21 protein-coding genes, 2 rRNA genes, 1 pseudogene and 1 riboswitch are annotated in these 25,376 nt (G+C 52.1%); of the genes and pseudogenes, 11 read left to right on the forward strand and 13 right to left on the reverse strand.

Going from position 1 to position 25,376, the window contains the following annotated elements; translation table 11 throughout:
• Positions 1-222, forward strand: a 23S ribosomal RNA gene (locus ACJHX7_RS20440); the annotation flags it as partial.
• Positions 223-316: 94 nt separating this feature from the next.
• Positions 317-432 (forward strand): 5S ribosomal RNA (rrf, locus tag ACJHX7_RS20445).
• 125 nt (positions 433-557) lie between these two features.
• Here the strand turns inward: rrf and ACJHX7_RS20450 are convergent.
• On the reverse strand, positions 558-1,001 hold the full coding sequence (locus ACJHX7_RS20450) for an acetyltransferase (protein WP_000236990.1): 444 nt from the start codon (positions 999-1,001) through the stop codon (positions 558-560).
• 156 nt (positions 1,002-1,157) lie between these two features.
• Here ACJHX7_RS20450 and metA point away from each other — a divergent pair, with 156 nt between their 5' ends.
• From metA to aceK, 4 genes are all read left to right on the forward strand, one after another.
• The gene (gene metA / locus ACJHX7_RS20455; protein ID WP_001122786.1) at positions 1,158-2,087 is read left to right on the forward strand and encodes a homoserine O-succinyltransferase; all 930 of its coding nucleotides are present in this window, start codon (positions 1,158-1,160) and stop codon (positions 2,085-2,087) included.
• A 268-nt stretch (positions 2,088-2,355) separates the two neighbouring features.
• On the forward strand, positions 2,356-3,957 hold the full coding sequence (gene aceB / locus ACJHX7_RS20460; protein ID WP_094030395.1) for a malate synthase A: 1,602 nt from the start codon (positions 2,356-2,358) through the stop codon (positions 3,955-3,957).
• Positions 3,958-3,986: 29 nt separating this feature from the next.
• Positions 3,987-5,291 (forward strand): isocitrate lyase, encoded by a 1,305-nt coding sequence (gene aceA / locus ACJHX7_RS20465; RefSeq protein ID WP_000857856.1) that lies wholly within the window; start codon positions 3,987-3,989, stop codon positions 5,289-5,291.
• 85 nt (positions 5,292-5,376) lie between these two features.
• Complete coding sequence (gene aceK, locus ACJHX7_RS20470; protein WP_001137238.1) at positions 5,377-7,101, forward strand: bifunctional isocitrate dehydrogenase kinase/phosphatase; 1,725 nt, start codon at positions 5,377-5,379, stop codon at positions 7,099-7,101.
• 16 nt (positions 7,102-7,117) lie between these two features.
• On the opposite strand, the gene iclR is transcribed toward aceK, so the two are convergent.
• A complete protein-coding gene (gene iclR / locus ACJHX7_RS20475) occupies positions 7,118-7,942 on the reverse strand; it encodes a glyoxylate bypass operon transcriptional repressor IclR (RefSeq protein WP_000226403.1) in 825 nt (274 codons plus the stop codon).
• 199 nt (positions 7,943-8,141) lie between these two features.
• Here iclR and metH point away from each other — a divergent pair, with 199 nt between their 5' ends.
• From metH to ACJHX7_RS20495, 4 genes are all read left to right on the forward strand, one after another.
• On the forward strand, positions 8,142-11,825 hold the full coding sequence (gene metH / locus ACJHX7_RS20480) for a methionine synthase (protein WP_094030394.1): 3,684 nt from the start codon (positions 8,142-8,144) through the stop codon (positions 11,823-11,825).
• Positions 11,826-11,884: 59 nt separating this feature from the next.
• Positions 11,885-12,205 carry a hypothetical protein gene (locus ACJHX7_RS20485; protein ID WP_052925210.1) on the forward strand — a complete coding sequence of 107 codons (321 nt, stop codon included), beginning with the start codon at positions 11,885-11,887 and terminating at the stop codon, positions 12,203-12,205.
• A 42-nt stretch (positions 12,206-12,247) separates the two neighbouring features.
• Entirely contained in the window at positions 12,248-12,697 is a 450-nt protein-coding gene (locus ACJHX7_RS20490) for a hypothetical protein (protein ID WP_001189562.1), read from the forward strand.
• A 170-nt stretch (positions 12,698-12,867) separates the two neighbouring features.
• Positions 12,868-14,499: a Na/Pi cotransporter family protein gene (locus ACJHX7_RS20495; protein ID WP_094030393.1), complete on the forward strand. Its 1,632-nt coding sequence runs from the start codon at positions 12,868-12,870 to the stop codon at positions 14,497-14,499.
• An 89-nt stretch (positions 14,500-14,588) separates the two neighbouring features.
• Here ACJHX7_RS20495 and pepE read toward each other — a convergent pair whose 3' ends face one another.
• From pepE to ACJHX7_RS20540, 9 genes and pseudogenes are all read right to left on the reverse strand, one after another.
• Positions 14,589-15,278: a dipeptidase PepE gene (gene pepE / locus ACJHX7_RS20500; protein WP_000421763.1), complete on the reverse strand. Its 690-nt coding sequence runs from the start codon at positions 15,276-15,278 to the stop codon at positions 14,589-14,591.
• 122 nt (positions 15,279-15,400) lie between these two features.
• Positions 15,401-16,213, reverse strand: a pseudogene (locus tag ACJHX7_RS20505) (shikimate 5-dehydrogenase).
• Positions 16,206-17,435 (reverse strand): L-sorbose 1-phosphate reductase, encoded by a 1,230-nt coding sequence (sorE, locus tag ACJHX7_RS20510; protein ID WP_000858564.1) that lies wholly within the window; start codon positions 17,433-17,435, stop codon positions 16,206-16,208. The pseudogene ACJHX7_RS20505 and the gene sorE overlap by 8 nt, the downstream one beginning before the upstream one ends.
• Positions 17,436-17,486: 51 nt before the next feature.
• Positions 17,487-18,311, reverse strand: a complete 825-nt coding sequence (locus ACJHX7_RS20515) for a PTS system mannose/fructose/sorbose family transporter subunit IID (RefSeq protein WP_000437897.1) — start codon at positions 18,309-18,311, stop codon at positions 17,487-17,489.
• 10 nt (positions 18,312-18,321) lie between these two features.
• Positions 18,322-19,119, reverse strand: coding sequence for a PTS mannose/fructose/sorbose transporter subunit IIC (locus tag ACJHX7_RS20520; protein ID WP_000406332.1), 798 nt, complete (start codon positions 19,117-19,119; stop codon positions 18,322-18,324).
• 65 nt (positions 19,120-19,184) lie between these two features.
• Positions 19,185-19,679 carry a PTS system mannose/fructose/N-acetylgalactosamine-transporter subunit IIB gene (locus ACJHX7_RS20525; RefSeq protein WP_001027853.1) on the reverse strand — a complete coding sequence of 165 codons (495 nt, stop codon included), beginning with the start codon at positions 19,677-19,679 and terminating at the stop codon, positions 19,185-19,187.
• The gene (locus ACJHX7_RS20530; protein WP_000245623.1) at positions 19,679-20,086 is read right to left on the reverse strand and encodes a mannose/fructose/sorbose PTS transporter subunit IIA; all 408 of its coding nucleotides are present in this window, start codon (positions 20,084-20,086) and stop codon (positions 19,679-19,681) included. The genes ACJHX7_RS20525 and ACJHX7_RS20530 overlap by 1 nt, the downstream gene beginning before the upstream one ends.
• A 9-nt stretch (positions 20,087-20,095) precedes the next feature.
• Complete coding sequence (locus ACJHX7_RS20535; RefSeq protein ID WP_001195408.1) at positions 20,096-20,902, reverse strand: SDR family oxidoreductase; 807 nt, start codon at positions 20,900-20,902, stop codon at positions 20,096-20,098.
• 69 nt (positions 20,903-20,971) lie between these two features.
• On the reverse strand, positions 20,972-21,919 hold the full coding sequence (locus ACJHX7_RS20540) for a sugar-binding transcriptional regulator (RefSeq protein ID WP_000431660.1): 948 nt from the start codon (positions 21,917-21,919) through the stop codon (positions 20,972-20,974).
• Between the two features lie 347 nt (positions 21,920-22,266).
• Between ACJHX7_RS20540 and rluF the strand changes: the two genes are divergently transcribed.
• Positions 22,267-23,139 (forward strand): 23S rRNA pseudouridine(2604) synthase RluF, encoded by an 873-nt coding sequence (gene rluF / locus ACJHX7_RS20545; protein WP_000936365.1) that lies wholly within the window; start codon positions 22,267-22,269, stop codon positions 23,137-23,139.
• On the opposite strand, the gene ACJHX7_RS20550 is transcribed toward rluF, so the two are convergent.
• Positions 23,140-23,412, reverse strand: coding sequence for a DUF3811 domain-containing protein (locus ACJHX7_RS20550; RefSeq protein ID WP_001207638.1), 273 nt, complete (start codon positions 23,410-23,412; stop codon positions 23,140-23,142).
• A gap of 252 nt (positions 23,413-23,664) precedes the next feature.
• The gene (lysC, locus tag ACJHX7_RS20555) at positions 23,665-25,014 is read right to left on the reverse strand and encodes a lysine-sensitive aspartokinase 3 (RefSeq protein WP_001290321.1); all 1,350 of its coding nucleotides are present in this window, start codon (positions 25,012-25,014) and stop codon (positions 23,665-23,667) included.
• Between the two features lie 91 nt (positions 25,015-25,105).
• A riboswitch (Lysine riboswitch) is annotated at positions 25,106-25,302 on the reverse strand.
• Positions 25,303-25,376: the final 74 nt, after the last annotated feature.

The following is a 25,376-nucleotide window of genomic DNA, read 5'->3' on the forward strand; positions in this document are numbered from 1 at the left end:
CTGGTGTTCGGGTTGTCATGCCAATGGCACTGCCCGGTAGCTAAATGCGGAAGAGATAAGTGCTGAAAGCATCTAAGCACGAAACTTGCCCCGAGATGAGTTCTCCCTGACTCCTTGAGAGTCCTGAAGGAACGTTGAAGACGACGACGTTGATAGGCCGGGTGTGTAAGCGCAGCGATGCGTTGAGCTAACCGGTACTAATGAACCGTGAGGCTTAACCTTACAACGCCGAAGATGTTTTGGCGGATGAGAGAATATTTTCAGCCTGATACAGATTAAATCAGAACGCAGAAGCGGTCTGATAAAACAGAATTTGCCTGGCGGCCTTAGCGCGGTGGTCCCACCTGACCCCATGCCGAACTCAGAAGTGAAACGCCGTAGCGCCGATGGTAGTGTGGGGTCTCCCCATGCGAGAGTAGGGAACTGCCAGGCATCAAATTAAGCGAAAGGCCATCCGTCAGGATGGCCTTTTTGCATTGGCGCAGAAAAAATGCCGGATGCGACGCTGGCGCGTCTGCTCCAGCTTACGCAGGCACGATAGCACGATAGGGGGCAGCTTATTCCCCCACATATGCCAGATTCAGCAATGGATACGGTTTCCCCAAATCGTCCACCTCAGAGCGTCCCGTAACCTTAAAACCCACCTTCTTATAGAACCCAACCGCCTGCTCATTTTGCTCATTAACATTGGTTGTCAGTTCCGGGGCCATTGAGAGCGCATGCTTCACCAGCATCCGACCCACGCCGCAGCCGCGCACATCAGGATCGATAAACAGCGCATCCATATGCTGCCCACTTAACAACATAAACCCAACCGGCCGATCCCGCTCATTAACCGCGACCCACAACGGCGCTTCCGGCAGGAAGGAACGAACTAGCTCCTCCAGCTCGGCCCGATACTCTGCTGATAAAAAATCGTGAGTGGCATCGACAGAACGACACCAAATCGCAACGAGTTCCTCCCCTTCCTCATGCCGTGAGCGGCGAATACTAATAACCATTTTCTCTCCTTTTCGTCATTCTTATATTCTAACGTAGCCTTTTCCTTGAAACTTTCTCACCTTCAACATGCAGGCTCGACATTGGCAAATTTTCTGGTTATCTTTAGCTATCTGGATGTCTAAACGTATAAGCGTATGTAGTGAGGTAATCAGGTTATGCCGATTCGTGTGCCGGACGAGCTACCCGCCGTCAATTTCTTGCGTGAAGAAAACGTTTTTGTGATGACAACTTCTCGTGCGTCTGGTCAGGAAATTCGTCCGCTAAAGGTGCTTATCCTTAACCTGATGCCGAAGAAGATCGAAACTGAAAATCAGTTTCTGCGCCTGCTTTCAAACTCACCTTTGCAGGTCGATATTCAGCTGTTGCGCATCGATTCCCGTGAATCGCGCAACACGCCCGCAGAGCATCTGAATAACTTCTACTGTAACTTTGAAGATATTCAGGAACAAAACTTTGATGGTCTGATAGTTACCGGCGCGCCGCTGGGCCTGGTGGAGTTTAATGATGTCGCTTACTGGCCGCAGATCAAACAGGTGCTGGAGTGGTCGAAAGATCACGTCACCTCGACGCTGTTTGTCTGTTGGGCGGTCCAGGCCGCGCTCAATATCCTCTACGGCATCCCTAAGCAAACCCGCACCGACAAACTCTCTGGCGTTTACGAGCATCATATTCTCCATCCTCATGCGCTTCTGACGCGTGGCTTTGATGATTCATTCCTGGCACCGCATTCGCGCTATGCTGACTTTCCGGCAGCGTTGATTCGTGATTACACCGATCTGGAAATTCTGGCAGAGACGGAAGAAGGGGATGCATATCTGTTTGCCAGCAAAGATAAGCGCATTGCCTTTGTGACGGGCCATCCCGAATATGATGCGCAAACGCTGGCGCAGGAATATTTCCGCGATGTGGAAGCCGGACTAGACCCGGAAGTACCGTATAACTATTTCCCGCACAATGATCCGCAAAACAAACCGCGAGCGAGCTGGCGTAGTCACGGTAATTTGCTGTTTACCAACTGGCTCAACTATTACGTCTACCAGATCACGCCATACGATCTACGGCACATGAATCCAACGCTGGATTAATCTTCTGTGATAGTCGATCGTTAAGCGATTCAGCACCTTACCTCAGGCACCTTCGGGTGCCTTTTTTATTTCCGAAACGCACCTCAGTAGGTGAATAAAATTTATTCATATTGTTATCAATAAGTTATCAAGTATTTTTAATTAAAATGGAAATTGTTTTTGATTTTGCATTTTAAATGAGTAGTCTTAGTTGTGCTGAACGAAAAGCGCACAACGATCCTTCGTTCACAGTGGGGAAGTTTTCGGATCCATGACGAGGAGCTGCACGATGACTGAACAGGCAACAACAACCGATGAACTGGCTTTCATAAGGCCGTATGGCGAGCAGGAGAAGCAAATTCTTACTGCCGAAGCGGTAGAATTTCTGACTGAGCTGGTGACGCATTTTACGCCACAACGCAATAAACTTCTGGCAGCGCGCATTCAGCAGCAGCAGGATATCGATAACGGAACGTTGCCTGATTTTATTTCGGAAACAGCTTCCATTCGTGATGCTGGCTGGAAAATTCGTGGTATTCCCGCGGACTTACAAGATCGTCGGGTAGAGATTACCGGCCCGGTTGAGCGCAAGATGGTGATCAACGCACTGAACGCCAATGTGAAAGTCTTTATGGCCGATTTCGAAGATTCACTGGCCCCGGACTGGAACAAAGTGATCGACGGGCAAATTAACCTGCGCGATGCGGTTAACGGCACCATCAGCTATACCAATGAAGCAGGCAAAATTTACCAGCTCAAGCCCAATCCAGCGGTGTTGATTTGTCGGGTACGCGGTCTGCACTTGCCGGAAAAACATGTCACCTGGCGTGGTGAGGCAATCCCCGGTAGCCTGTTTGATTTTGCGCTCTATTTCTTCCACAACTATCATGCACTGTTGGCAAAGGGCAGCGGTCCCTATTTCTATCTGCCGAAAACCCAGTCCTGGCAGGAAGCGGCCTGGTGGAGCGAAGTCTTCAGCTATGCAGAAGATCGCTTTAATCTGCCGCGCGGCACCATCAAGGCGACGTTGCTGATTGAAACGCTGCCCGCCGTGTTCCAGATGGACGAAATCCTTCACGCGCTGCGTGACCATATTGTTGGTCTGAACTGCGGTCGTTGGGATTACATCTTCAGTTATATCAAAACGTTGAAAAACTATCCCGATCGCGTCCTGCCAGACAGACAGGCAGTGACGATGGATAAACCATTTCTGAATGCTTACTCACGCCTGTTGATTAAAACCTGCCATAAACGCGGTGCTTTTGCGATGGGCGGTATGGCGGCATTTATTCCGAGCAAAGATGAAGAGCGCAATAACCAGGTGCTCAACAAAGTAAAAGCGGATAAATCGCTGGAAGCTAATAACGGTCACGATGGCACATGGATTGCCCACCCAGGCCTTGCGGATACGGCAATGGCGGTATTCAACGACATTCTCGGCTCCCGTAAAAATCAGCTTGAAGTGATGCGCGAACAAGACGCGCCGATTACTGCCGATCAGCTGCTGGCACCTTGTGATGGTGAACGCACCGAAGAAGGTATGCGCGCCAACATTCGCGTGGCTGTGCAGTACATCGAAGCATGGATCTCCGGCAACGGCTGCGTGCCGATTTATGGCCTGATGGAAGATGCGGCGACGGCTGAAATTTCCCGTACCTCAATCTGGCAGTGGATCCATCATCAAAAAACGTTGAGCAATGGCAAACCGGTGACCAAAGCCTTGTTCCGCCAGATGCTGGGCGAAGAGATGAAAGTCATTGCCAGCGAACTGGGCGAAGAACGTTTCTCCCGGGGGCGTTTTGACGATGCCGCACGTTTGATGGAACAGATCACCACTTCCGATGAGTTAATTGATTTCCTGACCCTGCCAGGCTACCGCCTGTTAGCGTAAACCACCACATAACTATGGAGCATCTGCACATGAAAACCCGTACACAACAAATTGAAGAATTACAGAAAGAGTGGACTCAACCGCGTTGGGAAGGCATTACTCGCCCGTACAGCGCGGAAGATGTGGTGAAATTACGCGGTTCAGTCAATCCTGAATGCACGCTGGCGCAACTGGGTGCGGCGAAAATGTGGCGTCTGCTGCACGGCGAGTCGAAAAAAGGCTACATCAACAGCCTCGGTGCACTGACTGGCGGTCAGGCGCTGCAACAGGCGAAAGCGGGTATTGAAGCAGTCTATCTGTCGGGATGGCAGGTAGCGGCGGACGCTAACCTGGCGGCCAGCATGTATCCGGATCAGTCGCTCTATCCGGCAAACTCGGTGCCAGCTGTGGTGGAGCGGATCAACAACACCTTCCGCCGTGCGGATCAGATCCAATGGTCCGCAGGCATTGAGCCGGGCGATCCGCGCTATGTCGATTACTTCCTGCCGATCGTTGCCGATGCGGAAGCCGGTTTTGGCGGTGTCCTGAATGCCTTTGAACTGATGAAAGCGATGATTGAAGCCGGTGCAGCGGCAGTTCACTTCGAAGATCAGCTGGCATCAGTGAAGAAATGCGGTCACATGGGCGGCAAAGTTTTAGTGCCAACTCAGGAAGCTATTCAGAAACTGGTCGCGGCGCGTCTGGCAGCTGACGTGACGGGCGTTCCAACCCTGCTGGTTGCTCGTACCGATGCCGATGCGGCGGATCTGATTACCTCCGATTGCGACCCATATGACAGCGAATTTATTACCGGCGAGCGTACCAGCGAAGGCTTCTTCCGTACTCATGCAGGTATTGAACAAGCGATCAGCCGTGGCCTGGCGTATGCGCCATATGCTGACCTGGTATGGTGTGAAACCTCCACGCCGGATCTGGAACTGGCGCGTCGCTTTGCACAAGCCATCCACGCGAAATATCCGGGCAAACTGCTGGCTTATAACTGCTCGCCGTCGTTCAACTGGCAGAAAAACCTCGACGACAAAACTATTGCCAGCTTCCAGCAGCAGCTGTCGGATATGGGCTACAAGTTCCAGTTCATCACCCTGGCAGGCATCCACAGCATGTGGTTTAACATGTTCGATCTGGCAAACGCCTATGCCCAGGGCGAAGGTATGAAGCACTACGTTGAGAAAGTGCAGCAGCCGGAATTTGCCGCCGCGAAAGATGGCTATACCTTCGTATCTCACCAGCAGGAAGTGGGTACAGGTTACTTCGATAAAGTGACGACCATTATTCAGGGCGGCACGTCTTCAGTCACCGCGCTGACCGGCTCCACTGAAGAATCGCAGTTCTAAGCAACCTACAAACGTTGCTGACTGTAGGCCGGATAAGGCATTTACGCCGCATCCGGCAATTCTCTGCTCCTGATGAGGGCGCTAAATGCCGCGTGGCCTGGAATTACTGATTGCACAAACCATTTTGCAAGGCTTCGATGCTCAGTATGGTCGATTCCTCGAAGTGACTTCCGGGGCGCAGCAGCGTTTCGAACAGGCCGACTGGCATGCTGTCCAGCAGGCGATGAAAAACCGTATCCATCTTTACGATCATCACGTGGGTCTGGTGGTGGAGCAACTGCGCTGCATTACCAACGGCCAAAGCACGGACGCGGCATTTTTACTGCGCGTCAAAGAGCATTACACGCGGCTGTTGCCGGATTACCCGCGCTTCGAGATTGCGGAGAGCTTTTTTAACTCCGTGTACTGTCGGTTATTTGACCACCGCTCGCTTACTCCCGAGCGGCTTTTTATCTTTAGCTCCCAGCCAGAGCGCCGTTTTCGTACCATTCCGCGCCCGCTGGCGAAAGACTTTCACCCCGATCACGGCTGGGAATCTCTGCTGATGCGTGTTATCAGCGACCTGCCGTTGCGTCTGCGCTGGCAGAATAAAAGCCGTGACATTCATTACATCGTTCGCCATCTGACGGAAACGCTGGGGACAGACAACCTCGCGGAAAGTCATTTACAGGTGGCGAACGAACTGTTTTACCGCAATAAAGCCGCCTGGCTGGTGGGCAAACTGATCACGCCTTCCGGCACATTGCCATTTTTGCTGCCGATCCACCAGACGGACGACGGCGAGTTATTTATTGATACTTGCCTGACGACGACCGCCGAAGCGAGCATTGTTTTTGGCTTTGCGCGTTCTTATTTTATGGTTTATGCACCGCTGCCCGCAGCGCTGGTCGAGTGGCTACGGGAAATTCTGCCAGGTAAAACCACCGCTGAATTGTATATGGCTATCGGCTGCCAGAAGCACGCTAAAACCGAAAGCTACCGCGAATATCTCGTTTATCTACAGGGCTGTAATGAGCAGTTCATTGAAGCGCCGGGTATTCGTGGCATGGTGATGCTGGTGTTTACGTTGCCGGGTTTTGATCGGGTCTTCAAAGTCATCAAAGACAGGTTCGCGCCGCAGAAAGAGATGTCTGCCGCTCACGTTCGTGCCTGCTACCAACTGGTGAAAGAGCACGATCGTGTGGGCCGAATGGCGGACACCCAGGAGTTTGAAAACTTTGTGCTGGAGAAGCGGCATATTTCCCCGGCATTAATGGAATTACTGCTCCAGGAAGCAGCGGAAAAAATCACCGATCTCGGCGAACAAATTGTGATTCGCCATCTTTATATCGAGCGGCGGATGGTGCCGCTCAATATCTGGCTGGAACAAGTGGAAGGTCAGCAGCTGCGCGACGCCATTGAAGAGTACGGTAACGCTATTCGCCAGCTTGCCGCCGCTAACATTTTCCCTGGCGACATGCTGTTTAAAAACTTTGGTGTCACCCGTCACGGGCGTGTGGTGTTTTATGATTACGACGAAATTTGCTACATGACGGAAGTGAACTTCCGCGACATCCCACCGCCGCGCTACCCGGAGGACGAACTTGCCAGCGAACCGTGGTACAGCGTCTCGCCGGGCGATGTTTTCCCGGAAGAGTTTCGCCACTGGCTATGTGCCGACCCGCGTATTGGTCCGCTGTTTGAAGAGATGCACGCCGACCTGTTCCGCGCTGATTACTGGCGCGCACTACAAAACCGCATTCGTGAAGGGCATGTGGAAGATGTTTATGCGTATCGGCGCAGGCAGCGGTTTAGCGTTCGATTCGTATAAATCAGAGGCGAAAAAGTCAGCGCATTCCACCGTACGCCAGCGTCACTTCCTTCGCCGCTTTAATCACCATCGCGCCAAACTCGGTCACGCGGTCATCGGTAATACGTGAAATCGGTCCGGAAATAGAAATTGCGGCAAACGGTTCACGGTGCTCATCGAAAATACACGCTGCAAGGCAACGTAGCCCCAGCGCATGTTCCTCATCGTCAAATGAATAACCCCGTTTGCGCGTTTGGGCGAGATCTTCTTTTAAATGCACAGGAGACACCAGCGTTGCGTGGGTATAGGCATGTAATCCTTTGCGGTGCAACAGCTTCGTCACCTGTTCTTCGCTCAGTTGGGCTAAAAAGGCTTTACCCGCACCGGAAGCGTGCATAGGTAATTTACCGCCGATAGGCGCGGACATTCGCATCAGGTGGGTACACTGTACCTGGTCGATAATAATCGCTTCATGATCGCTTTGATCAAGCACCGCCATATTGACCGTTTCGCCAGACTCTTCCATTAGATTGCGCAGGATAGGGTGAACAATTGCTAACAAATTACGGCTCTGGAGAAAGCTGCTGCCGACCATAAAGGCATGTGCGCCGATTGCCCAGTGTCCCAGTTCACCGACCTGACGTACGAAACCCTGCTGTTGCATCGTGGTTAGCAGGCGGTGGGTCGTGGAATTGGGTAACCCGGCTTGTTGTGCCAGTTCCGTGAGTGCCACACTGCCATTGGATTCGGCAATCCACTCCAGTAATTTCAGGCCACGCGTTAAAGACTGAACCTGTCCAGTCGCTGGTGCGGTGGCAACGGCGGGTTTTCTGCCGCGTTTCGCGGGAATGGGTGCGACCATGACAGTCTCCTTTTTCTGTATCGTGGAAATCATTTTCATTTTTATTGTTAGCTAATGCAATAGTTGCTGAACTGATCCGATGAGTTAATGTTGAACAAATCTCATGTTGCGTGGTGGTCGCTTTTACCACAGATGCGTTTATGCCAGTATGGTTTGTTGAATTTTTATTAAATCTGGGTTGAGCGTGTCGGGAGCAAGTGTGAGCAGCAAAGTGGAACAACTGCGTGCGCAGTTAAATGAACGTATTCTGGTGCTGGACGGCGGTATGGGCACCATGATCCAGAGCTATCGACTGAACGAAGCCGATTTTCGTGGTGAACGCTTTGCCGACTGGCCATGCGACCTCAAAGGCAACAACGACCTGCTGGTACTCAGTAAACCGGAAGTGATCGCCGCTATCCACAACGCCTACTTTGAAGCGGGCGCGGATATCATCGAAACCAACACCTTCAACTCCACAACCATTGCGATGGCGGATTACCAGATGGAATCCCTGTCGGCGGAAATCAACTTTGCGGCGGCGAAACTGGCGCGCGCCTGTGCTGATGAGTGGACCGCGCGCACGCCGGAGAAACCGCGCTACGTTGCCGGTGTTCTCGGCCCGACCAACCGCACGGCGTCTATTTCTCCGGACGTCAACGATCCGGCATTCCGCAACATCACTTTTGACCAGCTGGTGGCGGCCTATCGCGAATCCACCAAAGCGCTGGTGGAAGGTGGTGCGGATCTGATCCTGATCGAAACCGTTTTCGACACCCTTAACGCCAAAGCGGCGGTTTTTGCGGTGAAAACGGAGTTTGAAGCGCTGGGCGTTGAGCTGCCGATTATGATCTCCGGCACCATCACCGACGCCTCCGGGCGCACGCTCTCCGGGCAGACCACCGAAGCGTTTTATAACTCTCTGCGCCACGCCGAAGCGCTGACTTTCGGCCTTAACTGTGCGCTGGGGCCAGACGAACTGCGCCAGTACGTGCAGGAGCTGTCACGGATTGCGGAATGCTACGTCACCGCGCACCCGAACGCCGGGCTACCCAACGCCTTTGGTGAGTACGATCTCGACGCCGACACGATGGCAAAACAGATACGTGAATGGGCGCAAGCGGGTTTTCTCAATATCGTCGGCGGCTGCTGTGGCACCACGCCACAACATATTGCAGCGATGAGTCGTGCAGTAGAAGGATTAGCGCCGCGCAAACTGCCGGAAATCCCCGTAGCCTGCCGTTTGTCCGGCCTGGAGCCGCTGAACATTGGCGAAGATAGCCTGTTTGTGAACGTGGGTGAACGCACCAACGTCACCGGTTCCGCTAAGTTCAAGCGCCTGATCAAAGAAGAGAAATACAGCGAGGCACTGGATGTGGCCCGCCAGCAGGTGGAAAACGGCGCGCAGATTATCGATATCAATATGGATGAAGGGATGCTCGACGCCGAAGCGGCGATGGTGCGTTTTCTCAATCTGATTGCCGGTGAACCGGATATCGCTCGCGTGCCGATTATGATCGACTCCTCAAAATGGGATGTCATTGAAAAAGGTCTGAAGTGTATCCAGGGCAAAGGCATTGTTAACTCTATTTCGATGAAAGAAGGCGTCGACGCTTTTATCCATCACGCGAAACTGTTGCGTCGCTACGGTGCGGCAGTCGTGGTAATGGCTTTTGACGAACAGGGCCAGGCCGATACCCGCGCACGGAAAATCGAGATTTGCCGTCGGGCGTACAAAATCCTCACCGAAGAGGTTGGCTTCCCGCCAGAAGATATCATCTTTGACCCGAACATCTTCGCGGTCGCAACTGGCATTGAAGAGCACAACAATTACGCGCAGGACTTTATCGGCGCGTGTGAAGACATCAAACGTGAACTGCCGCACGCACTGATTTCCGGCGGCGTTTCTAACGTTTCTTTCTCATTCCGTGGCAACGATCCGGTGCGCGAAGCCATTCACGCGGTGTTCCTCTACTACGCTATTCGCAATGGCATGGATATGGGGATCGTCAACGCCGGGCAACTGGCGATTTACGACGACCTACCCGCTGAACTGCGCGACGCGGTGGAAGATGTGATTCTTAACCGTCGCGACGATGGCACTGAGCGTTTACTGGAGCTTGCCGAGAAATACCGCGGCAGCAAAACCGACGACACCGCTAACGCCCAGCAGGCGGAGTGGCGCTCGTGGGAAGTGAATAAACGTCTGGAATACTCGCTGGTCAAAGGCATTACCGAGTTTATCGAGCAGGATACCGAAGAAGCCCGCCAGCAGGCTACGCGCCCGATTGAAGTGATTGAAGGCCCGTTGATGGACGGCATGAACGTGGTCGGAGACCTGTTTGGCGAAGGGAAAATGTTCCTGCCACAGGTGGTGAAATCGGCGCGCGTGATGAAGCAGGCGGTGGCCTACCTCGAACCGTTTATTGAAGCCAGCAAAGAGCAGGGCAAAACCAACGGCAAGATGGTGATCGCCACCGTGAAGGGTGACGTCCACGATATCGGTAAAAATATCGTTGGCGTGGTGCTGCAATGCAACAACTACGAAATTGTCGATCTCGGCGTGATGGTGCCTGCGGAAAAAATCCTGCGTACCGCCAAAGAAGTGAATGCTGATTTGATTGGCCTTTCGGGGCTGATCACTCCGTCGCTGGACGAGATGGTTAACGTGGCGAAAGAGATGGAGCGTCAGGGCTTCACCATTCCGCTATTGATTGGCGGCGCGACCACCTCAAAAGCGCACACGGCGGTGAAAATTGAGCAGAACTACAGCGGCCCGACGGTGTATGTGCAGAACGCTTCACGCACCGTTGGTGTGGTGGCGGCGTTGCTTTCCGACACTCAGCGTGATGATTTCGTTGCTCGTACCCGCAAGGAGTACGAAACCGTGCGTATTCAGCACGGACGAAAGAAACCACGCACACCACCGGTCACGCTGGAAGCGGCGCGTGATAACGACTTCGCTTTTGACTGGCAGGCTTACACGCCGCCGGTGGCGCACCGTCTCGGTGTGCAGGAAGTCGAAGCCAGCATCGAAACGCTGCGTAATTACATCGACTGGACGCCGTTCTTTATGACCTGGTCGCTGGCCGGGAAGTATCCGCGCATTCTGGAAGATGAAGTGGTAGGTGTTGAGGCGCAGCGGCTGTTTAAAGACGCCAACGACATGCTGGATAAATTAAGCGCCGAAAAAATGCTGAACCCGCGTGGTGTGGTGGGCCTGTTCCCGGCAAACCGTGTGGGCGATGACATTGAAATCTACCGTGACGAAACGCGTACCCATGTGATTAATGTCAGCCACCATCTACGCCAACAGACCGAAAAAACCGGCTTCGCTAACTACTGTCTCGCTGACTTCGTTGCGCCGAAGCTTTCTGGTAAAGCAGATTACATCGGCGCATTTGCCGTGACTGGCGGGCTGGAAGAGGACGCACTGGCTGATGCCTTTGAAGCACAGCATGATGATTACAACAAAATCATGGTGAAAGCGCTTGCCGACCGCCTGGCGGAAGCCTTTGCGGAGTATCTTCATGAGCGTGTGCGTAAAGTCTACTGGGGCTATGCGCCGAACGAGAACCTCAGCAACGAAGAGCTGATCCGCGAAAACTACCAGGGCATCCGCCCGGCACCGGGCTATCCGGCCTGCCCGGAACATACGGAAAAAGCCACCATCTGGGAGCTGCTGGAAGTGGAAAAACATACCGGCATGAAACTCACGGAATCCTTCGCCATGTGGCCCGGTGCATCGGTTTCGGGTTGGTATTTCAGCCACCCGGACAGCAAGTACTACGCGGTGGCGCAAATTCAGCGCGACCAGGTCGAAGACTATGCCCGCCGTAAAGGAATGAGCGTCTCAGATGTTGAGCGCTGGCTGGCACCGAATCTGGGGTATGATGCCGAGTAAGTGATAACACCGGGGTATTTGCCCCGGTTTTTAATGTCATAAATAATGGATTATTGAACATGATAAAAATCGATGAAATAGATTTTTTTGCTTTCGAAGGATGTTCAGAGTCCGAAGTTACTGAACTATTAGGAAAAAAACCAACAGGTTATAATGATTGGATAATTAATATAAAAACAGGTGTGGAGTGGGTATTTTATGATGGTCGTTTTTGGTTAGATTTTCGTAAATCCAAAGAGGGTATAAGGTGTATCTCATGCAGTATTCTGTATCACGATAAAAGTAAAGGGCGTATCGATGTCTTGTTTAGTGAAGGTATGGCTGACAGGATTTTTAAAAATACGGGTGGAGTGTTAATCCAAAAACGCCCGCAATTATAATAATTCCTGGTAATATTTGTTTTCGTAAAAAGGATTTACTTTATGCAACGTCAATATAAAAAATACATTCTTCTTTTTTGGGGTGTCATGGATGTTATCGCGATAGCCACATATTTGTTCTACTCGCTTGGTAATGGTCGTATCCCTTTTTATTCCGATATCGTTCATTCACTTTCTTTACTTAAGGATATCGGTGTTGAAGGCGGTTTTTACGCTTATGCAGTCGCCACTGTTACGCTACAAATAGTATTATTGTTCTCTTTATTCTTTTCTGCGCAATGTTTTTTAAGACAAGAATTATTTAGTTTCTCTTTTTTGGCGATTCAGGAGTTTATGCGTTTTGCTACCGTAAGCTGTTCAATCTCCGTAATACCGTTGTTACTTAATTATTTTCATTCACAGGATCTGGTCTTAAATATTTCGTTGTTTATCTTCTCAGAGGTCACAAAAGTGACAACGATTATCTGGTGTAAACGACAGGGGAAAGTGTGACAGAAATAGCAACAGATACAGGTGGATTTTTATATAAATGCCTTTTTAAATGCTTTCTTGTATAAATCTCTTATACTGAAAGTACATACAAGAGAAATGCCTGGATAAAAACAACGTGATTAGAAAAATCTTAACAGGAAAATGCATAACAAAAAGGAGAACCTGATTCCGTGCTAACTTTGCTTCACCTGCTTTCTGCCGTCGCCCTGCTGGTCTGGGGGACTCATATTGTTCGAACAGGCGTAATGCGCGTCTTCGGCGCGCGTCTGCGTACTGTCCTTAGCCGGAGCGTCGAAAAAAAACCGCTCGCCTTTTGCGCGGGGATCGGCGTTACCGCACTGGTGCAGAGCAGTAATGCCACCACCATGCTGGTGACCTCGTTCGTCGCTCAGGATCTGGTTGCTCTCGCGCCTGCGCTGGTGATTGTGCTGGGGGCTGATGTCGGGACGGCGCTAATGGCGCGGGTCCTCACCTTCGATTTATCCTGGTTGTCACCGCTGCTCATTTTTATTGGCGTGATTTTTTTCCTCGGACGCAAACAGTCACGCGCCGGGCAACTGGGCCGCGTCGGTATTGGTCTTGGGCTGATTTTGCTGGCGCTGGAGTTGATTGTGCAGGCTGTAACGCCGATCACCCAGGCAAACGGCGTTCAGGTGATCTTTGCTTCGTTGACTGGCGATATTCTGCTGGATGCGCTGATTGGCGCGATGTTCGCCATTATCAGCTACTCCAGCCTTGCTGCTGTACTGCTGACCGCGACTCTGACCGCCGCAGGCATCATCTCCTTCCCGGTGGCGCTCTGTCTGGTAATCGGAGCCAACCTCGGTTCCGGCCTGCTGGCGATGCTCAACAACAGTGCCGCCAATGCCGCCGCTCGCCGTGTTGCGATGGGTAGTTTGTTGTTTAAGTTGGTGGGGAGCTTGATTATCCTGCCATTTGTCCATGTTCTGGCTGAATCAATGGATAAACTGCCTTTGCCAAAAGCGGAACTGGTGATCTATTTCCACGTCTTCTACAACCTCGTTCGTTGCCTGGTCATGCTGCCGTTTGTCGATCCAATGGCGCGATTTTGCAAAACGATTATTCGCGATGAACCTGAGTTGGATGCCCATCTGAAACCAAAACATCTGGACGTTAGTGCGCTGGATACTCCGACTCTTGCTCTGGCGAATGCCGCCCGTGAAACACTGCGCATCGGTGACGCGATGGAACAGATGATGGAAGGGCTGAATAAAGTGATGCACGGCGAGCCACGGCAGGAGAAAGAGCTGCGTAAGCTGGCAGATGATATCAACGTTCTCTATACCGCCATTAAGCTGTATCTGGCGCGGATGCCAAAAGAAGAGCTGGCGGAGGAAGAGTCGCGCCGCTGGGCGGAGATCATCGAAATGTCGCTCAACCTTGAACAGGCCTCCGATATCGTCGAGCGCATGGGGAGCGAAATTGCCGATAAATCGCTGGCAGCACGGCGGGCATTTTCGCTTGATGGCTTGAAGGAACTGGATGCGCTCTATGAGCAATTGCTCAGTAATTTAAAACTGGCAATGTCGGTTTTCTTCTCTGGCGATGTTACCAGCGCCCGTCGTTTGCGCCGCAGCAAGCATCGCTTTCGCATTCTTAATCGCCGTTATTCCCATGCTCACGTCGATCGCCTGCATCAGCAAAACGTGCAAAGCATTGAAACCAGTTCGCTACATTTAGGCTTACTGGGAGATATGCAGCGTCTGAACTCGCTGTTTTGTTCGGTGGCTTACAGTGTGCTGGAACAGCCGGATGAAGACGAAGGACGGGACGAGTATTAATACCGTGACCCTGTAGGCCTGATAAGACGCGTAAAGCGTCGCATCAGGCACGATGAACAAGATGCCGGATCATGCATCCGGCAATTCATTTAAAAACGGTGACCCGCTTCCAGCGGAACCGCTTCTTCACCAGCCTTAAACACATAAGTGGTGTTCGGGCCACCCAGCGTAGCGTGACCTTTACTCACCGTGATCCAGTTACCTTCCGGTAGACCAATAATTGTGAGTTCTGGCGCGACGACCAGCAGTTCGCGAATACGCTGCTCACGCGTTTCACCTTTATGGCCTTCCGGCAGCGCGTTGGTGAAGTGCGGGTTGATTTGCAACGGGAACAGATTCAGCGCATCGAAACCTTGCGGATCGACAATCGGCATATCGTTGGTGGTACGAATGGTTGGGCAAGCAAGGTTAGCGCCTGCGCTCCAGCCAATATACAGCGCGCCACGTTTCACCACGTCAGTAATTGGTGCCAGCAGCCCGCGCTCGCGGCACTGTTTCAGCAACTGGAAAGTATTCCCGCCGCCGACAATCACGATCTCAGCATTTTCAATCGCGGCAACGGGATCGACAACGCTATGAATACCGGTGACAGAAACACCCAGCGGAGCGAGAACCGCAGCCGTTTTCGCTGTGTAATCATCCCAGGTCTGCGTTACGCCAGCGAAAGGAATAAATACCGCTGAACGGCGACCCTGCAACTGTTCAGCAATCAGCGGCAGCGCATGTTCCAGCCAGGCTTTACCCGGCAGCGTCGAGTTACTCAATAAAAGCAGTTCCATTACTTCTCCGGTTAGTAAGAAATCACGGGAGCCATGCTACCACTGTGATTTTAACCGCTTACTGACATGGCTCACGATGTTGCGCATTGCTTCTGGCGTGGCAAACAAGGCGCTGATGTTTCTTATCCTTCTCGTGCAAATTGTGCCGCCTCAGCAATCAGTTGCGCATCAGGCCGTACGCCGGTATACATTGCGAACTGCTCGACGGCCTGTAAAGCAATCACCTCCGCACCGCTAATCGTCTGCTTATCAAGCCGTTGCGCCAGGCGAATGAGCGGCGTTTCCGGCGGCAAGGCCACGACATCAAAAACGACGCTTGCCGTTGAGACCATCGCTTCGCTGAAGGCCAGCTCATGGCTCTCTTTACCGCCGCTCATGCCAACGGGCGTCACGTTGACCAGAATGTCGCAGGCGATGCCTTCCGGCTGCGGTTGCCACTGAAACCCATACTGCTTCGCCAGCGCCGGGCCGCTCTCGCGGTTGCGGGCGGCAATGATAACATCCGTAAACCCCGCGTCGCGAAAGGCGGCAATCACCGCTTTGCCCATGCCGCCACTGCCGCGAATCATCACTCGCGTGGTGGTATTGAGCTGGTGGTGGGTAATCAGGCTTTTCACCGCGATATAGTCGGTGTTAAACCCGGTCAGCCTGCCGTCGTCATTCACGATGGTATTCACGGAATCAATGACCTTCGCCGACGGATCGATCGCGTCGAGAAAAGGCATGCAGCTTTCTTTAAACGGCATCGACACAGCGCAACCGCGAATACCCAACGCGCGAATCCCTTTCACCGCCGCTGCAATATCCTGGGTGGTGAACGCTTTATAGATGAAATTCAGCCCCAGCTATTCATAAAGATAATTGTGAAAACGCGTGCCGAAGTTACCGGGGCGGCCGGCCAGCGACATGCAGAGTTGAGTATCGCGATTAATCATGGGAAATCGCCTCTGCATGGGCGAGCAGGTACTGCTCCGCCTCGCCGGACCAGACTCCCTGATGACGCGCCAGAATCGCCGCCAGTTCTTCATCCTGAATCTGCGTGAGTGATGTCAGCGGCAGATATTTCCCGGTATACACCAGTTTTTTCCCGCCGCCGACGGCAGGCAATTCAAGCGTGGTTTCGCCCGCGGCATTCAGCCCAAGAATATGTGTTACCACTTTTGCGGCCTGCACTTTTTTCTCTTCGATCAGTTTGACCGCCGCGCGCATGTCGTCGGTATTGCCGCCTGACGTGCCCACGTAGTGGGTAAATGCATAATGCACATCGTAGAAATTAATTGGCGCGCTGAAATGTTTATCCTGCGGTCCGGCGAAGAAATTCAGGCAACCATCTGTCGCCAGCAAGGAAGAGGCGAGAGTCACCAGTCCTTCATTAGGCACAAAGACGAAAATATCATCGAAGCCGTGACCGCCACTCAGCGCCATTAACGTATCAAATGCTGCATCGGTGGCATTGAGATAATGAATCAGTGTTTGCGGTTCTGATGGATAGTGCTTGCGCGCATAACTCAATTTGTCGTTGTCGGTATCGGTAATAACGAGCAGCGACGGGTTAACGGGTCCATGCAGCGCATAATCAATCGCCAACAGTCCCATTGGTCCGGTGCCGCCGAGGATCAGCGTGCGCCCTTGCGGGCGAATCCCCATCGTGTGGTTATAACTACCTTCCTGAAGATGATAGTTGGCGTTGAACGCGCCAATCACGCAGGAAAGCGGTTCAACCAGCGAGCCTTCAAAATAGGTTTCGCCGTCGTATGCCAGCAGGCAATCTTGTTCCATGACCTCGTTGGGAATAACCACATGCGTCGCTTCGCCGCCTACCCACGGGAAGGAGTAGCCGGGGCAGTCCGGGCGGTCGGGGAGTTGCAGGTTGGCCTGAATCACATAACGCTGACCCGGCTGGAATTTGTGCTGCCACTTTTTACCCACGGCCAGAATATCGCCGCAAAATTCGTGGCCGATGATGATGGGATTGGTCGCCACATCGTCGGGTACTTTTTTATGGTTTTCCCCCAGATTGGCCTCTTTCCAGGAAGAGAGGCACAGGCTGTCAGTGACCACCGTCGCGAGGATTTCATCCTCCTGCATTTCAGGAAGGTCAAAGGTTTCCAGACGCAGGTCACGTTTGCCATAAAGACGCAGAGCTGTTGTTTTCATAAACCACCTCATGTTGAGCGATGACCCCGGCAGTCGTGCCGGGGCGAAGAATCAGGACAGGAAGCCCAGCGCATTACCGATAATCCCTAAACCAAACAGGGCGAAAATCAGCCATACCGGGTTAATTTTTTTGTTGAGCAGACGTACCATCAGCAGCGTCAAACCGAGCGCCAGCAATCCAGGGCAAAGCTGGTCGAGAATGTTCTGTACGGTCATAGTGACGGTGGCACCATCGGCGGCAGGCGTTTGTGAAACCACTAACGGCACGTTGATCGATGTCCATTTGGTCACCAGTACGCCCATTACAAACAGCCCGAGAATCGACGCGCCTTCGGTCAGTTTTTGCAGCAAATTACCGCCCATATCGCTGACGATATTCACCCCTTTACGAAAGCCCAGTTGCAGCCCATACCATTTCATTGCCAGACGTACTGCATTGAAAATAAAGAAGAACAGCAGGGGGCCGAGAATGTTGCCCGAAAGTGCCAGAGATGCGCCGAGCGCGGCGGTAATCGGGCGCAGCGTTCCCCAGACCAGTGGATCGCCAACACCTGCCAACGGTCCCATCAGGCCGACTTTGATGCCGTTAATGGTACCGTCATCAATTTCCGCGCCGTTGGCTCGCGCCTCTTCCATGGCGGCAGTGACGCCGATGACCGGGCCACATACGGCTGGCGTGGTATTGAAGAACACCAGGTGTCGCCTGAGCGCCGCAACCTGATCCTCTTTTAATGGGTAAAGTCGTTTGATGGCGGGGATCATGTCGTAGCAAAAACCCAGCCCGTGAATACGTTCAAAGTTAAAGGATGCCTGTTGCAGGTTGGAGCGCAGAAACATGCTCACCAGATCGCTGCGTGTAATTTTTCTCTGTTCCATGATGGCTCCGTTAATCATCAAGTTGGTCAAGGGCGGTGATAGTGGTGGTCTGGGGATGTGGTTCAGCTTTACGCCACTGTGGATTTAACTGGATGTAGAGCAGGGCCATGATCACGCCGACGCCACCGAACGCCAGCAGACTGAGATCGAGGTAGCCACCTGCGAGGAAACCGAGGAAAAAGAAAGGCATCAAATATTTCACGCCCATCATGCGAAGCACCATGGCGTAACCGACCACCACGATAAAACCGCCAGCAATCTGCAGTCCACGGGTCACAAATTCGGGAATGGCGCTCAGCATATTGCTCACCATATCGGCGCTGACGAACAGCGAGACAATCAGTGCCGGAATAGCAACGCGCAGCGCCTGCACGCCAAGCGCGGAGACATGCAGAATATCGAGAGTGCGAAACCGCGCCTCTTCTGCTGCTTTATCCGCCGCGTGCTGGAACACTACTGTGATGGTACGGGCAAACACCGTCAGCACCTGGCCTGCCGCAGCCACAGGCAACGCGATGGCGATTCCGGTGGCGATGCTTTGCTGACCAACGATAACCAGAATGGCGGAGATTATGCTGGCGAGTGCAGAATCCGGAGATTGCGCCGCGCCGACGTTCATCCAGCCGAGAGCTATCAATTCCAGCGTACCACCGAGCATAATTCCGGTTTTTAAATCACCGAGAATTAAACCAATCACCGTACAGGCAATTAACGGACGATGAGTCTGAAATTCATCCAGCACGCTGCCCATTCCGGCAATACAGGAAAAAAGAAATATAGCAATAATTTGTAGGGTACTTATTTCCATGATTTGTCACCTTTTAAGTGTCATCATCCCTGCCTGTTAAAGCATATGTACACAGGCGCTATTATTTAATTTGCGATTAACTGTTCGTTTATTTTGTCGATAATATTGATTGAGGGATCTGACGCTACGACGCGTAAATCCAGTATGACGCCAAGATTATTTAACTCATGAAATGCGTTAATATCATCGTCATCTAATGAAACTGCTTTGGTTAACTGTTTCTTACCAGGACGCCAGGCCATACCGCCAATATTCAGGGTACCTATTTTTACCCCCTGGCGAACCATTGCTAAGGCATCTTGTGGGCGAGTGAAAAGATAAAAAACGGTTTCGTCCTGATATTGCGGGTTGTGATAAACCGCGACGGCTTTTTCAATATTGACCACGTTAACCTTCATTCCCGGTGGCGCAGCCTGACGCAATAATGTCCGGCGAACTTCATCGTTATAAACTTCGTCATTGCAGATAATAATGCGTTGGGCGTTAGCCACCTTAGACCAGACGGTAGTGACCTGGCCGTGGATCAGGCGGTCATCAATGCGGGCGAGCGTAATGTTCATCAGAAATCCTCCTCCGCTGTTGCCACCTGTCTCCAGACGACGCAGATTTGCTTTGCGATTTGCGTCAGGTGTTCACACAGTTCATCAATATTCATGCTGTCCTGGTTATCAACCAGTTCGAGCGCCAGCGGCAGAGAAAGGCCGCTGATTACCCGCAGACGAGGATTGCGCATCGCAAGCATCGCTGCCGCATTCCACGGGCTGCCGCACTGTAAATCCACGGCGATTAGCCACTCGTCATGATTGTGAATGCTCACTAACTTCTCCAGCTTTGCCACAATGTCTCCGGCGTTCTCGCCGGGCACAAATTCAACGGCCTCGACCCTGGCATCGCCGTACACCATCTGAACCGATTCCAGCATGGCGCAGGCTAATTTGCCGTGGGCGCAAAAAATGGCATTGACCATAAAGCCTCCTTAGCCGCGCGTTTTGCCGCCCGCAATGTTAGTGGTTACTCCGGTGATATAGCTGGCGCGTTCAGACAGCAGATAACAAACAAAATCAGCCACTTCTGCTAATCTTCCGGCGCGCCCAATAGGAATGGCGTTTTTGGTATAGCCTTCACGCAGCTGCTCGACGGTGATATTGCGCGTCCACGCCAGCGCTTCTTCATATTCCGGCGTACGCAGTCCTGTTTTTTCCAGAATCCCCGGCGCGATACCGACCACACGGATACCGTGCTTACCCAGCTCTTTCGACCAGGAGCGCGTGAAGCTATTGAGCGCGGCTTTGGTCGCGGCGTAACAGCTTTGGCCTTCTGAGCCTTCCAGCCCACTTTCTGAGGAAACATTCACAATCACGCCATCATGTTGTTTGACCATCTGTCGCGCCACCGCCTGCGACATCAGAAAAACGCCTTTCTGGTTGATATTGACCATTTTTTCGAATGCCGCTTCGTTGAGTTCATACTGCCCGGCAGGCGCTTTCTCATCGACCAGCAGACGCGGGAAATTGACCCCGGCGTTATTGACCAGACCGTCGATGCGACCAAAACGCTGGATAATTTCTGCTACCGTATGATTTACCTCTTTGGCGCTGGAAATATCGGTCGGCCAGAACTGATAACCTTTATGGTTTTCATATTGACCATCGCCACCGTGAATATCGACCATCTGTACATTCGCGCCTTGTGCTAATAATTCATCCACAATCGCCAGACCAATACCGGATGCGCCGCCGGTGACAATAATGATTTTATCCTGCAAATTTAACCACGTTTGCATAACAGACTCCTGATTTTAGATAATAGGGACCCGCCGTAATTTTTATTACGGTAAACATCGGGAAGATTTTTATTTCAGTAATAGTTCAGCTGTGCTGCTATTCGTTACCAGACAATTAATATATTTTCCACGCAGTGCACCAACAATTCCGCTGTATTTTTCTTCGCTCATGGCAATGCCAATGGAATACCGTGCCTGCTTTAATTTATTCATTTCGATAGAGAGTGTTTTTTCGCTCATATTCGTTTCAACCATTGCGCCGTGAATATCAAAAAAGCGCGAGCAAATATCGCCAGCAACCTGGCGGGCATTCAGGTCGTCACTCTCTTCACCACCATAAAACGCATGCCAGTTAGCGCCGTCGCGAATGGCCGGTGAGCCAATTCCCACCAGGGCGACATCCAGATTATCCCAGTAGGCAGAGATGGTTTTAAAGTGCTGAGACTGCATGATCCCATTACGAATTAATGGGTTATCCAGCAGAGCCGGAAAATCCGCGAGATGCGATTCCCCTTTCAGCTTCGCTGCCGCGCTGTAGGTTAATGTGTTTACGTGATAGCGGCTTTCGAGTTTACCGGACGGGCCGCCAATAATCGGCACGCAAATTAACTGCCGCGATTGCCCCGCCTGCGGCAAGTTTTCAACCAGTGCGCTCACCGCGCGGCCCCAGGAAAAACCGACAATATCGCCAGGTTCCAGCAAGCGATCCAGCAGTTGCGCGCCGTGTAACCCCATCATCGCCAGTTGAGTCTCTTCATCCTCATCATTTCCCGACACCACCACAACGTCTTTCAGGCCAAACTTTTGCTTCAGTTGCTGCTCCAGCCAGAGATTTTCGTTGTAGTCATAGTTGATGGCGATGGTGACAATTCCCTGATCGCGGCCTCGTTTAAGCAAGCGGCTGATGGTGGTGCGGTAAATACCCAGTTCGCGCGCGATTTGCGCCTGCGTCATATCCTGTTCGTAATAGAGTTGGGCAATCTTCACAATCAAACGGATATCGTCACTGTTTTCCATTGCCGCCTCCTGGTTCTGCACATTTGTGCAAATACGCTTTCTCACCGCTTGATCTGATATAACCCCATCATGATGGCCTTTCAAAGCGATTTTTCACTCTTTGCATGGGGAGAAATAGCGCTTTCTCTTGCACATTTGTTTCTCTGCGTAGTAGTCATCAGCACAGGTGTGCAGCGATTCGTAATATGTTGATTATCCTTATTTTGCCAGGCGAATTTGCATCGTACTTCCGGAGACACTTTTGTGATAAAAGGCGTGGCAGATCACATTTAATTTCGACGTTGCCGCATAACCCTGTTTTTCCCCGCTAAGAGGTACGGTATATTCCGCGTTTTACAGGAGAATTTATGCTGCCCGACTCATCAGTCCGTTTAAATAAATACATCAGCGAAAGCGGAATTTGCTCACGCCGCGAAGCGGATCGCTATATCGAGCAAGGCAATGTGTTCCTTAATGGCAAGCGAGCCACCATTGGCGATCAGGTGAAACCCGGCGACGTTGTGAAAGTAAACGGTCAGTTGATTGAGCCTCGGGAAGCCGAAGATTTGGTACTTATCGCCCTGAACAAGCCCGTCGGTATTGTCAGCACCACCGAAGATGGCGAGCGCGATAACATTGTCGATTTCGTTAACCACAGCAAACGCGTGTTCCCGATTGGCCGCCTGGATAAAGATTCCCAGGGGCTGATTTTCCTCACCAATCACGGCGATCTGGTGAATAAGATCCTCCGTGCGGGTAACGATCATGAGAAAGAGTATCTGGTGACGGTTGATAAACCGATTACCGATGAATTTATTCGTGGTATGGGGGCGGGAGTACCGATCCTCGGGACGGTGACGAAAAAGTGCAAAGTCAAAAAAGAAGCGCCGTTTGTCTTCCGCATTACCCTGGTGCAGGGGCTGAACCGTCAGATCCGTCGCATGTGCGAGCACTTTGGTTACGAAGTGAAAAAGCTGGAACGTACGCGCATTATGAACGTCAGTTTAAGCGGCATTCCGCTGGGTGAGTGGCGCGATTTAACCGACGATGAGTTAATCGACCTCTTTAAGCTCATCGAAAATTCCTCTTCCGAGGCAAAACCTAAAGCGAAGGCCAAGCCGAAAACGGTAGGCATCAAACGTCCAGTCGTCAAGATGGAAAAAACGGCGGAAAAAGGCGGTCGCCCGGCGTCCAACGGTAAGCGTTTTACCTCGCCGGGGCGAAAAAAGAAGGGACGTTAATCAGCGCCTGCCGCGCGTCGACGTATTTGCTGACCAGCTAAATGACGCCTCAGGATCCGGTTTATAAGCCTGCTTTTTCTTTAACTGGCGGGCTTTTTTCGCTTCAGCCTCACGCTCGACCATTAATTTATCGATGTACTCTTTCTTAATGCTGTTGGTTTCGGAGTTGGTCAGTACGCGACCATGCGCAATCCGCGCCCGATCCAGCAGTGTTTTAAGTTCACGCTGCTCGCGTTCAGTCATCTCTTTTTGGGTAATACGGGGGAGTGCCATGATGGTGCCCTCAGTGAGCCAGAGAGTTCAGTGTACGGGAATTCGTTTGCGAGCAGAACTGATAATATTCATTTTGCCTTCTCTTAACTATTTATCTCTTTCGATAATTAATTAGAGATGCAGATAAAAAAATTAAAGGCAATTATTCTCCGATAAAGACGTTGGTTAACAGAGTACAGGCTCGTTTATTGATAAGCATAGTGACAGGAAAATCAATACGGCCCGAAATATAGCTTCCAGGCCATACAGTATTTACTCAAATAAATTAAAATGCAGCTTCTGCACCACCTGCTCGGCATCTTCGCCGGGCACCAGGAAGCACAGGTTATGGCTGGATGCGCCGTAACAAATCATGCGAATGTTGAACGGTTCCAGTACGCCGAATACCTCTTTGCCAACGCCGCAGGCTTTTGACAGGTCATTGCCAATCAACGCGACCAGCGCCAGCCCCTCTTCCACTTCCACCCGGCACAGTGCGGAAAGCTCCATCAGCAGGGATTGCGTCAGCAACGTATCGCCAGTGGAGGTTGAACCGGTGGTATCAAGGGTTAATGCCACGCTCACTTCTGATGTGGTGATTAAGTCTACCGAAATATTATGCCGCGCGAGGATGCCGAAAACTTCCGCGAGGAAACCGCGAGAATGCAGCATATTCAGGCTGTGCAAAGTGAGCAGAGTCTGATTGCGACGAAGCGCCAGCGCGCGGAACAGCGGCGGATTTTCAGTTTTATTGCACACCAGCGTACCACCTGCGCGTGGGTCTTTGCTGGAGCCGACAAAGACCGGGATATCGCTGCGTACTGCGGGTAGCAACGTTGCCGGATGCAGTACTTTTGCACCAAAAGTTGCCATCTCTGCCGCTTCGGCAAACGCGATTTCATCAATGCGTTTTGCTGCGGAAACCACGCGTGGATCGGTGGTGTAGATGCCCGGGACGTCGGTCCAGATATCAACACGAGATGCGTGTAAAGCCTCCGCCAGCAAGGCTGCCGTATAATCGCTGCCTCCACGGCCAAGCGTCGTTGTCCGACCTTTATTTTCGCTACCGATAAATCCCTGGGTGATCACTAAGCCTTCATTGAGGCGTGGGAGCAGCTGCAGCGCGGCCAGTTCCGCCAGCGCGGCTACATCTGGCTCTGCACGACCAAATCGGTCGTTGGTACGCATCACTTTACGTACATCAAACCACTGTGCCTGAACATCGCGTTCGCGCAGGATTTCGACAAACAGCAGGGTCGACATCAGCTCGCCGTGGCTGACCAGTTCATCTGTCAGCGCCGGAGACGTTGCCAGCGCCGCCGCTTCTGCCAGAACAGTAATGTTCTCCAGCAGACGTTCAATCTCTTCACGGATAACGTTCGGGTAACGCAGACGTTCCAGAATGGCAAACTGGATATTGCGGATTGCGTCGAGTTTTTCGAATCGCTCGCCAGGTTCCAGTCCTTCAGCTAAAGCGACCAGCAGATTAGTGATACCAGCAGAAGCCGAGAGGACAACTAAACGCACGTTGGCATCAGAAAGCACAATATCAGCGCTGCGGTTCATGGCGTCAAAATCAGCTACGCTGGTACCGCCAAATTTGGAGACAACAATTTCAGACATAACTACCTCGTGTCAGGGGATCCATTTTCAGCCTTGGCACAAGGGAAGAGCGGAAGACGGGTGGGCGCAGAGCGATACTTCGCTACTATTTTCACCCAGAAGTGCTCCACCACTTGCGAAACGCCCGACTGCGAACGCTTCTGGTGACAACCCAGGGGATTCAGCCCCTGTAGCCGATGATGAACGTGGCCAGCCGTTCAATCACCTCGGCGATGCACCCCCTCAGGTGTTATCACAGGACTGGCTCCTCCAACACCGTTACTTGGGCAACGCGCCTCTTCTGGCCTGCGCTAGCGCAGGTAGTACATTTATAAATAAAGGGTGAGCGGGGCGGTTGTCAACGATGGGGTCATGCGGATTTT

The sequence above is a fragment of the Escherichia sp. WS1451 genome (assembly GCF_046487365.1).
GTDB classification, from domain to species: Bacteria; Pseudomonadota; Gammaproteobacteria; order Enterobacterales; family Enterobacteriaceae; genus Escherichia; species Escherichia coli.